The following is a 14740-nucleotide window of genomic DNA, read 5'->3' as shown; positions in this document are numbered from 1 at the left end:
ACCCAACGGCTGTCGCGGCTGGTGGGCAAGGGGCGCGCCGTCGAACTCATCCTGACGGGACGGATCTTTGACGCGGTGGAGGCGCTGCGGATAGGGCTCGTCACAGAGGTGGTGCCGCAGGCGGAGCTGATGGCCGCTGTGCGCAGGACCGCCGGTCTGATTCTGGCCAAGGGGCCCCTGGCCGTCCGGCTCGCGAAGCTGGTGGTCAAGAACGGCGCAGAAACCGACCAGCGCACGGGGCTGCTGCTCGAACGCCTTGCCCAGTCCCTGCTGTACACCAGCCAGGACAAGGGCGAAGGCACCCAAGCGTTCCTTGAAAAACGCGCCGCCGCCTTCCATGGCAGATAACACCCACGCAAAGAAACGGACACCACACATGCAGATCAAGAACATCCTGGTCATTGGCTCGGGTGCCATGGGCTCGCAAATCGGCATGGTTGCCGCCCTGGCCGGATTCAGTACCACCGTCCAGGACATCGCTGCGGAATCACTGGCCGCGGCAAGGGACCAGCTGGCCGAGCGCATGGACAACTCGGTGGCGAAGGGCCGGCTGGGCAGAGCGGACGCCGATGCGGCACTGGCGCGGCTGCGCTTCACCACCTCATTGGAAGAGGGTGCCGCCGAATCCGACTTGGTCATTGAGGCCGCCACGGAAAGGCTGGACGTCAAGCGCGCCATCTTCGCGGCGCTGGATGTGGCAGCGCCGGTACACGCCATCCTGGCCACCAACTCCTCCACTCTTGGCTCCTCAAAGGTGGCCGGCGCCACTTCCCGGCCGGGGAAGGTGTGCAATATGCACTTCTTCAACCCAGCTCTGGTCATGAAGTGCGTGGAGGTGGTCCGCCATCCGGGCACCTCCCAGGACACCGTTGATACGGTCATGGAGCTTGCCAGGCAGCTGGGGAAGGCGCCCGTGCTCATCAACCAGGAGATCCCCGGCTTTGTGGCCAACCGGCTCATGGGTGCCATCCGGGACGAAGCGCTGCGCCTCTACGCGGACGGCTTCGCCAGTTTTGAGGACATCGACACAGCCGCGAAGACCGCGCTGGGGCACCCCATGGGCCCGTTTGAACTCATGGACCTGGTGGGCCTGGACGTGAGTTACCTCATCCGCCAGGCCACCCATGCTGAAACCGGCGACCCCGCAGACCTGCCCCACCCCGCCCTGGCAGCACTCTACGAACACGGCCACTACGGCCGCAAAACCGGAAAAGGCTGGTACGAATACGGCCGGTCCGCAACAGTAGCGAAGTAACCTCCCGCGGTAACACGCCTGCACCAAAAGACAATCTGACTGAAGGAGTTTCCCATGGCCGAGGCATTTCTGATCGGCGGCACCCGCACCCCGGTGGGACGCTATGGCGGCGCGCTGTCCGCAGTGCGGCCGGACGACCTGGCCGCGTTGGTGGTCCAGGATGCCGTTCGCCGGGCAGGCGTCGATCCCGACACCGTGGACGAGGTCATTCTGGGCAACGCCAACGGCGCCGGGGAGGAAAATCGGAATGTGGCGCGCATGGCTTGGCTGCTCGCCGGATTCGGCGACCACGTGCCCGGGCTGACGGTTAACCGGCTGTGTGCCTCCGGCCTGAGCGCCGTCATCCTGGCCTCGCAGATGGTGACGGCCGGAGCGGCAGACATTGTGGTGGCCGGCGGGGTGGAATCCATGAGCCGCGCACCCTGGGTGCAGGAAAAACCCGGCAAGGCTTTCGCCAAGGCCGGGGCCGTCTACGACACCTCGATTGGCTGGCGGTTCACCAACCCGCGCTTCACTTCCGGCGAACTTTCGCGGCAGGGCCGGATGACATTCTCCATGCCGGAAACTGCGGAAAATGTGGCCCAGGTCCATGGGATCTCGCGTGAGGACGCCGACGCTTTCGCCGTGCAGTCCCACGAACGGGCGTTGGCTGCCATCGCTGCGGGCCGGCTCAGGGAAGAGATCGTGCCGGTCACCGTCCCAGGACGGAAAGGCAGCACAGTTGTTGACACGGACGAGGGACCCCGGCCAGGAACAACAATGGAAGTCCTGGCCGGGCTGTATCCGGTGGTGAAGGGCGGTGCGGTGGTCACGGCTGGTAACGCCAGCACCCTCAACGACGGCGCCTCGGCAATTATTGTCGCCTCGGAGGCTGCGGTGTCCAAATACGGGTTGGTCCCGCGGGCGCGCATTGTGCACGCAGCCTCGGCCGGGGTGGCTCCGGAGGTCATGGGCATCGGTCCAGTCCAGGCCACGCAAAAGGTCTTGGCCCGGGCCGGCTGGAATATCAGTGAGCTGGGGGCCGTCGAACTTAATGAGGCCTTTGCAAGCCAGTCGCTGGCCGTTATGCGTGTCCTTGGCCTGGACAAAGGCGTCACCAACAACGACGGCGGCGCAATCGCCCTGGGCCACCCGCTGGGCTCCAGCGGCTCGCGCCTGGTGGTCACGCTGCTGCGTCGGATGGAAACGGAAAATGTCCGGCGCGGACTGGCCACGCTGTGCGTGGGCGTTGGCCAAGGTACGTCGCTGCTCATCGAACGCCCGTGACGCACGTGATTACCATTCTTGAAGCAGACACGATTCACGTCTCATTTGTGCCGGAGCGCCAGGTTGAGGCCCTCGTCATCGACGAAGAAAAGGTCGTGTTCGCTGGCACATCACAGGAAGCCCACCGCCTTTACCCGCAGGCAGACGAGTCACTTGAACTGAACGGCACGGTCATCCCGGGACTTGTCGACAGCCACGTCCACACTGTCTTCACCGGCATGACCGGGCAATGGGCAAATCTGCTGCCCGAAGCTGTTGGTTCAATTGACGCCCTGGTTGAAGCCCTGGCAGGGTTCGGAGCCCGCCAGGGCTGGTACCGGGGATGGGGCTACGACGACACCCTGCTGCTCGAGGGCCGCCACCCCGACAGGCACGACCTAGACCGCGTTTCGAGGAAGGATCCGGTGCTGGTGACCCATCTCTCCGGCCACTTTGCCGTCGCCAACACGAGGGCACTCGAACTGGCCGGGCTCGGTGATGCGACGCAGGATCCAGCGGGAGGGAGGTTTGCCCGTGACGACGCCGGCCGGGCGACGGGACTATTGTGGGGGGTCGGCGCCGTCAGGGCAATTCGCGACCAGTGCCCCCAGCCCGAACGCGCGGACGGAATGCGTGCGGCACGTGAGACGATGGACCAGGCCGTTTCCCACGGCATCACCCAAATTCACGACATGGGCATCGGCTCGCAGTTCGCAGCCGGGGAACTGGACATCCTGAGGGAGATCGCCGACGCAGGGGAGATGCCCGTACGGCTGTTCGGGTACCTACGCGGCGACCTTGTGCCTGAACTCCTCGCTCAGGATCCCGAACTTTTCCGGCACTCCACGCCGTCCCGCCTTCAACTTCGAGGAGCGAAATTGTGGGCAGACGGTTCCATCCAAGGACTGTCGGCAGCCGTCGTGGACGGATATGACTGCTGCCCCGAGTCGCACGGAAACCTTCTGCTCTCCGCGGAGCAGATTGTGGCTACTGGGCTCCCCCTGCTCGCCGCGGGGGCCCAGCTGGCGATTCATGCCAATGGGGACGGGGCAATAGGGGAAGTCATCGAAGCCTACTGCGATTTGCGCGGCCGTACGGGCGGCCACGAGTGGGCCAAACATCGGATTGAACATTTCCAGATGGCCCACGCCGAACACATCACGGCGGCCGCCCAAGCGGGCCTGGGCGCCTCGCTGTTCACCAACCATGTCCACTACTGGGGGGACAGGCACCGGGACCGCTTCGTCGGAGCGGAACGTGCCGAACGCATGAACCCGCTGCGTGAATGCCTGGACAATGGACTGACGGCCGGCATTCACTCGGATTCACCCGTCACGCCCATGAACATTTTGGACACAATTGAGACCGCAGTGACCCGTTCCACCCGGGAGGGTGCAATCCTGGGGGCTGCACAGGGAGTCTCCGTGGCCGAGGCCTTCCATGTTGCCACCACCTTGAGCGCCGAACTTGTTGGCATGGCAGGGATTGTCGGCACGTTGGAGGCGGGAATGCTGGCCGACCTCGCCCTGCTCGATCGAGACCCCTTGTCGGCTGGTAGTGCCCCCGGTCAGATTTCATCCTGCGTTGTCAAGGCAACCATGGTGGGCGGTGGCTGGGTTTATGGCGCTTAGTTTGTCCGTGCCCGTGCGCCGGGTGCGGCGCTATGGATCGCTCTCCCTCATTACCGGCGTGTATTTTGCCTTCCACACGATGACGATCACGGCGATTGCCGTCATTGCGCCAGGACTGGCGGACGCCTCGATCGCGGTGACGATTTATCTTGGCTTTGGCCTCCTGCTCGATTCTCCCGCGGCGCAGCTGGGGGCCCGGTATGGGTTGAGGCCGCTGGTTGCTGCCAGCGGGGGGCTCATAGTCGTGACGGCCGGCACCACCTTGATGCTCGGGTCCGGCTGGTGGGTCATGGTGTCCGCTGCGGTCTTCGCCACGTGTTCCAGCCTGATCTACATTCCCACTTTGGCGCGGTATTCCGAACTCCTGGGGCCGGCGCAGGCCGCAGGCCAAAGGATGTCGGTGCTGGTCCAACGGGTAGGTGCACTCATCGCTTCCGGCGTCATCTACTTCACCCTTGGCCGCGGCGTCAACGGGGATCTGCTGGGCGGAATCATCATTGCAGGGGCCATTTTGCTGGCGTCTGCTTTCACGCTTCCGCACGCCACTATCCACCGGCTGCCAACCAAGCCGGTCGGCCCGATATCGTCAATGAGATTTTCACTGGGCGAAATCGTACGGTCTTCCACCATGGTCAGGGGAGCCGTTGCCGCCGCGTCGATGCCTATTGTGTTTGCGGCGGCCGGATCCGTCCTTCCCATGGCCCTCCCGGGGATGGGCGCGGCCATCGGAATCGGACTGGCTTTTCGCGAACTGCTGGCCATGATTGCCTCCCGATTCCTGGGCAGGGGGTCCTTGGCCAGGACGAACCGCGAGTTTGCCGCGGCCGGGGTTGTAGCTGGTGTCGGTTTTTGTTTTGCCGCAGCGGCTGGGAGCGCCATCGCCGTAGTCATGGGACTTGCTTTGAGCGGCCCCCTCATTGGGGGGGCCATCATGGCGTCCACGCTCAACACTCGACAGGCGGCACTGGCCAGCGATCGCCCGTGGGCCTGTTTTGCCGGAATGGGAATGGCGGCGCGGGCCGGTGGCCTGGCTGGCCCCTTGCTTCTGGGATGGATGCTTTCGTTTGGACGGGGGGCACTGGCGGCTGCGTTTGTGCTGGTGCTTCTCACCTGTGCGTTCTACGTTGGCGTCGGTGGCTGGCCCAAAGGGCGGGCCCGTTAAAGCGATTCCAGGGAGAGCAATTCGTGGGAAGTGGCTATCCATGTAACTGCCGTGATGTCGGGGGCTGCGCGTATCTTGTCGCTCATGGTGGATTCGCCAGTGGAGGGCCGGAATTTGCCGGGATCGCTGCCGGAGTTGCGGGCTTGGTTCCGGTCGGATGCAGACTGTCTTGACTATCTGGACTGGCTGCGTTGGCCGGACGGATTCGTCTGTCCGTGGTGCGCGGACGTCGGAGACCGGTCCATCGTGCCGGGGATGCATCGGTGCAGGGGCTGCGGACGCCGAGTGAGCGTGAATGCGGGAACGGTCTTGGATCGCGCCTGCACCCCGTTGACCGTCTGGTTCGAGACGGCGTGGCTGATGGTGGCGTCGAAGCAAGGGGTGTCGGCGTTGACCCTGCAACGGGTGACGGACCATGGCAGCTACCAGAGTGCGTGGACGATGACGCACAAACTGCGATCGGTGATGCATCAGTCCGACCGCGACCGGCTCCGAAGACGGGTCGAGATGGACGAGACCTTCATTGGCGGGGACAGGCCAGGCACGTTGGGCCGCGGCGCCGCCGGAAAAACGCTCGTGGCCGATGCGATTGAGCGCCGGGGCGCAGGATTGGGCCGGGCCAGGCTGCAGGTCATCCCCAATGCGTCATCGGCCAGCTTGGCCGGATTCCTCCGCGCGCACGTGACACCCGGGGCGACACTCATCACGGATGGGTGGCCCCCTTATCCGCGGGCGGCGGCCGGCGCCGGCGTCGACATTAAGGTGCGCAATGTCAAAGCGTCGGGCCAGCCCGCGCACCTGTCGCTGCCGGGGTGCACCGCTTGTTGTCCTGCATACCCGCTAAGTCCATGGGCAATGGGGGTACGAGATCCAATTCAGCGGTGACAGCTCTGAAAAGCGTTTGTGCTTGGTCCTCCGCACTTCGAGAAAGGCCAGCCAGGAGGGGGAGCGACGGCGAGTCCACGCCCTCCACCAATGCACGCACGGCAGCATCAATCAGCACGTTCGCGCCGACGATCTGATCGAGTGCCGAGCTAATTCCGTACACTCGTAGGTCTTCAAGTGGGTTCATGAGCTGACTCCCCCGAGCTAGTGGCGCCTGACAGCATCGCTGCACACCTAGTGCTGCGTGTTAATGGTTTGTTTGCGCTTCATCTTTCCCGGGAGGTAGTCCGCTGATTTGGTCCAGGTGAATGGTTTGGCGTCCTGGTTGTAGTTATCGATGTACCGTTCCATGGATTGTTCCAGCTCTTGGACGGAGCTGAATACCCCGCGTTTGAGGCACTCGCGGGTGATGATGCCGAAGAAGATTTCCACCATGTTCAGCCAGGAACAGCTGGTCGAGGTGAAATGCAGGGTGACCCGCCGGTTTTTGGCCAGCCAGTCCTTCACTTTCTGGTGCTTAAGGGTCGCGTAGTTGTCGCAGATGACATGCAGCTCAACCCCGGGGTGCGCGTCCGCGACCCGGCCCAGAAAATCGACGAACTCGATGTTGGTGTGCTTGGGGTAGAAGGCGTTCGCGCTGAGTTTGCCGGTGAGGACCTCGAGGGCGGCGAACAAGGTGGTGGTGCCGTTGCGCTTGTAGTCCTGGGTCTGCTGCAGCGGGTGCGTCGGGGACAGCGGCTGGACCGGGCCGGTGCGGGACAGCGCCTGGATGTGGGTTTTCTCATCGATACTGACAACTACCGCGCTTTCCGGCCGGGACATGTACAGGCCCACCACGTCCCGGAGCCTGGACTCCAGGGCGGGATCGGTGGAGATCTTGAACGTCTCGATCCGGTGCGGCTGGATCTTCCACCGGCGCCAGATCCGGGCCACGGAGGAAAACGAGATTGCGTGGCGTTCGGCCATGATCCGGGCGGACCAGTGCGAGATCCCCAGCTCCGCCGGCGGTTTCCCGTCATTGCTCAGAGTGTCCGCGACCAGGGCGAGTTCGTCGATCTCCCGCTCCCGGCCCGGGCGCCGGACATCGGAAAGGGCCCCGATCCCGCCCTCGGCATAGCGGTTGCGCCACTTCAAGACCGTGGGTGCCGAAAACCCAGTGATCTTCTCAATCTCAACATTCGGCAGCCCGTCGGCAGCCAACAAAACCGTCCGCGCCCGCTGGGCCACCGTCGCGGTGGTTGCCTTCCCGCGAGGCAGCGCCTCCAAAGCAACCCGGTCCCCGTCACGCAACTCCAAAGCCCTTGCCAGATAAACCATGAATCAAGTCCGACAAACAACCAGACCCAAAGGAATTAACGACACGATACACTAGGTCCACGGCTGACCTCTTCGCGTTCTACAATGCGGTGGAGGCAGAGGGTCAATATCAGACTGCGTTACCGGATTGGGATGTGGCGCCTACCCAGTCCGTACCGATTGGTGCCGAGCAGCTGCATGACGGCGCAACGACTCGACAACTTCTTACCGCCCGTTTGGGGCCCGGTTCCTTGCTGGGCCAAGGACTTCAAGATTGGTTCCCGGCTGATTAACGCCCGTTCCGCAACGTTCCTGGAATAGCCCTCGTTCCGTAAGCTGCGGTGAAGCCGCGCGCTAATTCTTGCTGATCCATACCAGTCGCCATGGGATCCGTGGTGTCGCTCATGATTAGTCCTCCCCGCCTGGCAACGCCCGGCGTGTCAGGCCAACCATGGATCCACCGTTATTCAGACAGTCCCGAGGCAGGAACTGAATGAAGAGCGCCCAGAAAACGCCATCCTGCATACACGGATCATGAGGACCACCCGGCCACGAGCAGGTACGGTTTAGATACCGGCGCCGCCGGGCCCATGGGCCCGAAGCACCGGCACCTGCCGACCTGCGAATAGGCCACCGCCGCCCGCTGTACATGGTTTTCAAGGGCTCTCGCCTGCCCACGAGTCGGATAGCAACCCAGACGTAAAATCGTAGGCAGCGGACAACGGCACGCACTCCACGATGCCGCAAAACAGTTGAACCTGTTTTCGATGAGGTCGAAAAAACAGTCAGGGACAAAGTCGGAGCACTGACCTTTTACCCATCTATTTCAACCGTAAACCGCACCAATCAACGAGCTTCCAGAATCCGCGAAAACCGCCAAGACCCCCTGAAATACAAGGATTTCAAAAAGCAATAACACCTCGCAGAACCCAGTGCGTCAGATTCTCTTGGCCGCCGGTTCGAGTCCGGCCCGGGGCACCAACATGGTCCTGACCCGCGGTTATGTACCGCAGATCAGGACCATTTCGGACCGGAGTCATCTTTTACTCATCTAATTCAACAGGCTTATCCTGAGTTTATAGTCATCATTTTCAGCACGGGGCGCTCATCATTTTCAACATTCAATCGCAAAGAGTGGCTAGATTCCGCGGTCCTCACTTTCCCGAACGCGGTCGGGCAGTTACGGGCAACAATTGGCCTTCCGATCGCTCGGGGTACCGGCTCAAGCGCATCGGGGAAGAGACAGGGAGAAGACTGAAGAGCACGCGAGACCTGTCCGAGCTTTGGATTTCGTATTCCGCCGCCTACCTGTGAACGACCCTTGTGGGAAATTCGCGGTGGTCGATCTTCAATCCGACACCAGCCTCACGCCCCGGCATCCCGATCACGCCAGTTCTCCTGGACGGCAAGAATCTCGTCCTGGAATGCCAGGTACAGATTGGCAATCAGTGATGTGGTGGTGAGCGTGCCGTGGAGCAGCCCCTCGGCCTTGTGCAGGCGGTACCGAACAGTATTGGGATGGACAAACAGGTGCTTTGCAACCTTGGCGACGTCATGGTCAAGTGCAAGGTAGCAAATCACGGTGGTACGCAGGTCGGACTCGGCGTCGAGCGAGCGGGTGAAGGCGGAAACCTTGTCCTCGGTCATGGGCGATGCCCGCAACGCCAGGAGCCAAGTCGCCGGGTCCACCTCGTCGAGCATCACAACAGTTCCGCGAACGGAGCCTGCCCCCCGAGCGGCGCGGGAACGCCGCCTGGCAATGGTCCGGGCCGTCTCGGCCTCCCTGAACGCGTCTGGTGCGCTGGCCAGGTCGGTAAACGGCTCGGAAAAGCCGATGTCCATGAACTTCCCTGCCAACTCCAGCCAGGCGTGCAGCACGCTGGAGTTGGATACGACAGCCTGCAGTCCCGCCTCAGCGTCGGGCGTCCGGCCACTCTCTGCCAGAAGCAATCCAAGCCCGGCCACCATGGCTCGCTCCAGTAACTCATTGACAAGGGGCTGGTGGAGCGGCGCGCCAGCCGTCGTCGAGGCCATGACGGCCCTCAACGGCTCATAGGGGACAAAGCGGAACAATCGCATCCGCTCCCAGTGCCGGAACTCGCGGGCCACGGAAATTCCGTCCTGCAACGTGGTCAGCAACTGGACGTTTTCGTGGCGTTCGCGCGACATCGCGATCTGGTTGATTCCGTTGATGGCCCCCAGCAGGCGCTGGGTGGTGTCTAGTAGCGCCTCGCCCAGCTCCGACAGCACGGCCTTGTTGCGGGTGGCGATGGCCACGGTGTAGCCGGTGCCGCGAAGGACAAGCGGGCGGGCCAGCACGTGCCAGCGCCCAATGTCGAGCGATCCGGTGCCCTCGTGCGCGGCCAACTCGTTGAAGATCAGCCGGGTGGGCCCCTCCCCCGTGGATTCGATGATGCGCCCGGAATCCTCATAGAGGACGGCTGTCCCGCGGCATGCCGAACCCAGCCGCTCAATCAGCGCCCTGACCGGATCGTCCGCCGATAGGCTGTCCAATAGTTCATTGCTCAGCCACATGGCGCGCTTGACCAGGTAGGCATCCGGGGACGACTTTGTCTGGTTGATGAAGTTCTCCACGACGTAAAACGGCACCTCTTCCGCCACCGTGTACAGCGGGAAGCCCGCGAGTCGGCAGGCGGCAACGAGGGGTGCCGGCACCTTGTCAAAGTAGATGCCTATTCCGAACAGCAGTGCGGTGATCCCGGCGGCCTTCAGGTCCGCGACCAGCCGCGCGGCCATGGCCGGGTCCGGATCCGCCCCCACAAAACGCAGCCCGGTGGTGAGGACCACCCACCCCGGCTCAAACCATCGCCCTGGATCCTGGATTTCGGTGGTGTGGGCGCCGCGCACCGGGAGGAAATTATCGCCCGGAACCACTGGAACCAACATCAATGACGGCTCGTTGACAACGTCCGCGAGCGTGAAGGTGGAACTTTCAGACATTGCTCGTCCTCAATTTTGGTAGTCGAAACGTCGTGAATTCGGCGTGGTTTGGTAGGCATTGTAGAAATTACAAAATCCCCCAAGTTCGATTTTAGTTCCTCCAGTGACAACGGTGACCTACATCACGGAGAGTTGTTCCAAGCCGAAAACAGGCGCATAACCCTCAGAGAAACCGGAGGACCAAAGATGGCGAATGTCCGTGTAGCAGTCGACGTAGGCGGCACGTTTACCGACGTCTGCATTTTCGATGACGAGACCCAGCGCATGCGGGTCACCAAGGTTCCTTCAACGCCGTCGGACCCCATGCTTGCCGTCATGAACGGGGTGAAACGGGCGGAGATCAACCTCGCCGACGTCTCCTTGTTCTCCCACGGCACCACGGTGGCAACGAATGCACTGATCACCCGCAATTTTCCCTCCGCAGCCATGGTGACCACCCGCGGTTTCCGCGACGTGATTGAGATCCGGGACGGCACCAAGGATGATCTCTGGGACGCTTACAATGATGTCTCCGGCCCGTACATCCGCCGCCGCGACCGGTTCGAGGTCACCGAGCGCACCGACTTTGCCGGCCAGCCAGTAACCCCGCTCGATGAAGTCGACGCACGCCGCGTTGCCGCCCTCTTACGCAAGCGCGGCGTGAAGACCATCGCAGTGTGCTTCCTGAATTCCTATGCCAACCCGGAGCATGAAATCCGGATGCGAAAGATCCTTGAGGAAGAAATCCCGGAAGCCACCGTGACCACCTCGGCGGAAATACTGCCGGAAATCTTTGAACACGACCGCTTCAACACGGCGGTCTCCAATGCCGTGTTGGCGCCGCTGGTCTCCGGCTATGTCAACCGGCTGGCGGACGAACTCAAGAACGGCGGCTACCGGGGCGACCTGCTCCTGCTGCACTCCGGCGGCGGATCCATGACACCGCGTATGGTCAAGCGCTACCCCGTCCGGCTGGCTGCCTCCGGCATTGCCGCCGGGGCGATTGCCGCAAAGCACATCGCCCAGCAGTGCGGCTACGACAATGCAGTTGGCCTGGACATGGGCGGCACGTCCACCGACATCGCCCTGGTCTCCGGCGGCGAGCTGCGCATCACGAAGGAATGGCAGGTCGAATACGGCCATCCGATCGTTTTCCCCAGCATTGAGGTGCTCACCATTGGTGCCGGCGGCGGCTCCCTGGCTCACATCGACATTGCCGGATCGCTGCGAAACGGGCCGCAATCGGCCGGCGCCGACCCGGGCCCCGCGTGCTACGACGGCGGGGGAGACCAGCCTACCAACACCGATGCCAACATCGCGCTGAACCGCCTCGGCAGCACCCTTGCCGGGGGCGCCAAGACGCTCCAACGGTCCCTGGCGCTGGAAGCCATCCACCGCGTGATTGCCGAGCCGTTGGGTATGGCCGACGCAGAGGCGGCACACGCCGTGCTCCAGGTGGCCAACGCCAACATGGCCGACGCCGTCCGCCTGATCTCCATCCGCCGCGGCTATGACCCGCGCGACTTCGCCCTTATTGCCTTCGGCGGCGCCGGAGCCCTGCACGGCGCGGAGGTGGCCCGGGAGCTGGACATTCCCACCGTCGTCGTCCCGCCCAACCCGGGCGTGACATCAGCCTTGGGCTGCCTGCTGGTTGACATCCGCCATGACCTGTCCGCCATGTACACGGCGCTAGCCTCAGCGGCCGACGCAGAGGATCTCGAGGCCCGCTTTGTCGAGTTGGAGACCGAGGCCACTGCCCGGCTGCGCCACGAGGGAGTGTCCGAGGAAAACTCGGTGCTCCAGCGCACCATCTCTATGCGCTACCACGGCCAGTGGCGGTCCCTTGCCGTTCCCATCGGTTCGGGCCGGGGCTCGCTGCAAGACGCGATCGCGACATTCCACCAGGAGCATGAGCGCGAATTTGCCTTCCGCCAGGACGACCAGCCAGTGGAGATCTACCAATTGGCGCTCTCCGCCGTCGGCAAGACGCCCAAGCCATCCTTTGTTCCGGCCCGAACCCTGGTCAAGGACCCGGGCGATCCGGCCACCCACCGGCAGGTCTACTTCGGCAAGGACGGCTGGATTGACACGCCCGTCTACGACCGCGGCCGGCTGCCGGCAGGGGCCACCTTCATTGGTCCGGCCATCATTGATCAGCTTGACTCCACCACCGTCGTCCCGCCCCACACTCGGGCGGAGATCGATGAGTGGCTGAACATCCGCATCCACCTCACGAACGTCGGCACCGAGCAGGAGCAAGCAAATGACTGACACAGCAATCGCGCAACAGAGCGGCACTTCCGGCGCCAACCACACATCACACCACGGCGCCCGTGCCCTGCAGGGCCTGGACCCCGTCACCTTTGAGGTACTCAAGAACGCCTTTGCCACCAGCGTGGACCTGATGAGCGAGCAGATCTTGCGCACATGCTATTCCTTCGTCATCTACTCCCGGGACTTCTCTTCGGCCCTGTGCGATGCCGATGGCAACACAGTCATGCAAGGAAGCGGCGACATTGCCGTCCACGTGGGAACCCTGCACTTCCAGTGCAAAGCCGTACTGGAGGAATTCGGCAAGGACATCCACCCCAACGACGTCTTTGCCATCAACGACCCCTACCGGGGCGGCACCCACTTCAACGACGTCAGCTTCATCCGGCCCATCTTCTCCGAGGGCGAGATCATCGCCTTTGCCCAAAACAAGGGCCACTGGGCAGACATCGGCGGCAACGTCCCGGGCTCCTTCGACGTCAACGCCAAGGAACACTTCGGCGAGGGCCTGCGCATCACCCCGGTGCGTATCTGGAGCAAGGGAGTGTTCCTGCACGACGTGGCCCAGCTGCTGGTCTCCAACACCCGCGCCCCGCAGCAGGCCATGGGCGATCTGCACGCCCAGTCCGAAGCGACAGCCGTCTGCGAGCGCGAGATCCTGCGCCTGGTGGACAAGTACTCCAAGCAGACGGTGGTTGCCGCCATGCAGGAAACCCAGGACTACGTGGAGCGCATTGTCCGCCGCCGGCTGGTGACGCTGCCGCAGGGCACGTGGGAGACCACCGACTACATTGACTTTGACCCCGGCAAGGGCGAGGGCCTGGTGCCCATCAAGATCAAGCTCACCCTCGACGGCGAAGGCATCCACTACGATCTCAACGATTGCGCACCGGCGGTGGCCACGTTCCTGAACTCCGGCTACGGCACCACGTTCTCCGCCATCTATGCCGGAACCAAGACGTTCTTCCCCGACATTCCGCTGAACTCGGGCTTCTATGCCGCCGTCAAGGCGGACATCGGCCCGGAGGGCACAGTGGTCAACGCCGGCTGGCCGTTCGCGGTGACGGGTTTCTGTTCGGGCCCGTATGAAAAGCTCATGAACGGCATCTTTGAGCTGTGGAGCCAGATCATGCCCGAACGTGCCATGGCCTGCGCCTTCAACCTCGAGTACCTGCTGGTGGGTGGCCGGGACAAGCGCACGGAGTCCTCTCCGTACTTCATGTGGTACGACTGGATGGCCGGTGGCTGGGGTGGCCGGGCCAGCAAGGACGGTGCGGGTGCCAGCGCACCCGTCTTCGGCCCGGGCCTGGCAGTCCAGCCGGTCGAGGGCCAGGAGCGGCTCTCCCCCGTGTTGACCACCATGCACCAAATTGCCACGGACTCCGGCGGCCCCGGCCGTTTCCGCGGCGGCGTCGGCATTGAAAAGGGCGGCATGCTCACCGATGCCACCGACACCGTCATGAGCTATTGCTGCGACCGGGCCCGCTCCATCACCTGGGGCATCGAGGGCGGGCTGCCGTCCATCCCGCACGGCGTCTGGATAAACAAGGGCACCGAGGACGAAAAGTTCCTGGGTTCGAACTTCTCCTCCGTCCCGCTTGAGTCCGGCGATACCTTCACCCGGCCCTCCGCCGGCGGTGGCGGCTTCGGGGACCCCCTGGAGCGGCTCCTCGGGGAGGTGCTCGACGACGTCATCGACGGCTACGTCTCCATCGGACGGGCCGAAGCCGACTATGGCGTGGTGATCACGGAGATCGACGCCGAACTGGACGAGTTCGAAATTGATGTCCCCGCCAGCGAGGCCCTGCGGGCACGGATCCGTTCACAGCGCCGCGGCTGGCTCACCGAAGACGCCGCCGCCGTCGCCGCCCGCTACCGAAGCGGCGAGACGGACATGCTCGATGTAATCCGCCGGCACGGGGTGATCCTGGACTGGGGCTCCGGGGAACTGTACCCCAAGACGACCGTCCAGTTCCGTGCCTTGATGGAGCGCCGCTCGGCCTCCCACTGGAAGTGAATCCCCTTCCTTCCATCCGCAAGAACCAACCCGCAGTT

10 protein-coding genes and 1 pseudogene are annotated in these 14740 nt (G+C 63.5%); 9 read left to right on the top strand and 2 right to left on the bottom strand.

The window, feature by feature from the left end:
- The 7 genes and pseudogenes from G6035_RS17245 to G6035_RS17220 all read left to right on the top strand — a co-directional run.
- Positions 1-348 (top strand): enoyl-CoA hydratase/isomerase family protein (locus G6035_RS17245; RefSeq protein ID WP_256128079.1); only part of this gene is annotated, 348 nt, incomplete at its 5' end.
- 28 nt (positions 349-376) lie between these two features.
- Positions 377-1255, top strand: coding sequence for a 3-hydroxyacyl-CoA dehydrogenase family protein (locus tag G6035_RS17240; RefSeq protein ID WP_176618338.1), 879 nt, complete (start codon positions 377-379; stop codon positions 1253-1255).
- Positions 1256-1309: 54 nt separating this feature from the next.
- On the top strand, positions 1310-2521 hold the full coding sequence (locus G6035_RS17235; RefSeq protein WP_176618337.1) for an acetyl-CoA C-acyltransferase: 1212 nt from the start codon (positions 1310-1312) through the stop codon (positions 2519-2521).
- Positions 2518-4131 carry an amidohydrolase gene (locus G6035_RS17230; protein ID WP_176618336.1) on the top strand — a complete coding sequence of 538 codons (1614 nt, stop codon included), beginning with the start codon at positions 2518-2520 and terminating at the stop codon, positions 4129-4131. The genes G6035_RS17235 and G6035_RS17230 overlap by 4 nt, the downstream gene beginning before the upstream one ends.
- Positions 4121-5293 carry a hypothetical protein gene (locus G6035_RS17225; protein ID WP_176618335.1) on the top strand — a complete coding sequence of 391 codons (1173 nt, stop codon included), beginning with the start codon at positions 4121-4123 and terminating at the stop codon, positions 5291-5293. The genes G6035_RS17230 and G6035_RS17225 overlap by 11 nt, the downstream gene beginning before the upstream one ends.
- Before the next feature lie 54 nt (positions 5294-5347).
- Positions 5348-5563: pseudogene (locus tag G6035_RS20700) on the top strand (transposase); the annotation flags it as partial.
- A 15-nt stretch (positions 5564-5578) separates the two neighbouring features.
- Positions 5579-6178: an IS1595 family transposase gene (locus tag G6035_RS17220; protein ID WP_371131058.1), complete on the top strand. Its 600-nt coding sequence runs from the start codon at positions 5579-5581 to the stop codon at positions 6176-6178.
- A gap of 234 nt (positions 6179-6412) precedes the next feature.
- On the opposite strand, the gene G6035_RS17215 is transcribed toward G6035_RS17220, so the two are convergent.
- Both G6035_RS17215 and G6035_RS17210 read right to left on the bottom strand, forming a co-directional pair.
- The gene (locus G6035_RS17215; RefSeq protein ID WP_176618333.1) at positions 6413-7495 is read right to left on the bottom strand and encodes an IS630 family transposase; all 1083 of its coding nucleotides are present in this window, start codon (positions 7493-7495) and stop codon (positions 6413-6415) included.
- Positions 7496-8839: 1344 nt separating this feature from the next.
- Entirely contained in the window at positions 8840-10435 is a 1596-nt protein-coding gene (locus G6035_RS17210; RefSeq protein ID WP_176618332.1) for a PucR family transcriptional regulator, read from the bottom strand.
- Between the two features lie 186 nt (positions 10436-10621).
- On the opposite strand from G6035_RS17210, the gene G6035_RS17205 reads away from it, so the two are divergent.
- Positions 10622-12685 carry a hydantoinase/oxoprolinase family protein gene (locus G6035_RS17205; protein WP_176618331.1) on the top strand — a complete coding sequence of 688 codons (2064 nt, stop codon included), beginning with the start codon at positions 10622-10624 and terminating at the stop codon, positions 12683-12685.
- Entirely contained in the window at positions 12678-14702 is a 2025-nt protein-coding gene (locus G6035_RS17200) for a hydantoinase B/oxoprolinase family protein (RefSeq protein ID WP_176618330.1), read from the top strand. Before G6035_RS17205 ends, G6035_RS17200 begins: the two co-directional genes overlap by 8 nt.
- Positions 14703-14740: the final 38 nt, after the last annotated feature.

Source organism: Arthrobacter sp. SDTb3-6, from assembly GCF_013376095.1.
Lineage (GTDB): Bacteria > Actinomycetota > Actinomycetes > Actinomycetales > Micrococcaceae > Specibacter.
The sequence above is the reverse complement of the archived record's forward strand: the minus strand, read 5'-3'. Positions and strand labels throughout refer to the sequence as shown.

What these genes read in the sequence shown, in the direction of transcription:
- G6035_RS17240 (WP_176618338.1), top strand. Translation starts at nt 377, where the DNA reads ATGCAGATCAAGAACATCCTGGTCATTGGCTCGGGTGCCATGGGCTCG.
- G6035_RS17235 (WP_176618337.1), top strand. Translation starts at nt 1,310, where the DNA reads ATGGCCGAGGCATTTCTGATCGGCGGCACCCGCACCCCGGTGGGACGC.
- G6035_RS17225 (WP_176618335.1), top strand. Translation starts at nt 4,121, where the DNA reads ATGGCGCTTAGTTTGTCCGTGCCCGTGCGCCGGGTGCGGCGCTATGGA.
- G6035_RS17215 (WP_176618333.1), bottom strand. Translation starts at nt 7,495, where the DNA reads ATGGTTTATCTGGCAAGGGCTTTGGAGTTGCGTGACGGGGACCGGGTT.
- G6035_RS17210 (WP_176618332.1), bottom strand. Translation starts at nt 10,435, where the DNA reads ATGTCTGAAAGTTCCACCTTCACGCTCGCGGACGTTGTCAACGAGCCG.
- G6035_RS17205 (WP_176618331.1), top strand. Translation starts at nt 10,622, where the DNA reads ATGGCGAATGTCCGTGTAGCAGTCGACGTAGGCGGCACGTTTACCGAC.
- G6035_RS17200 (WP_176618330.1), top strand. Translation starts at nt 12,678, where the DNA reads ATGACTGACACAGCAATCGCGCAACAGAGCGGCACTTCCGGCGCCAAC.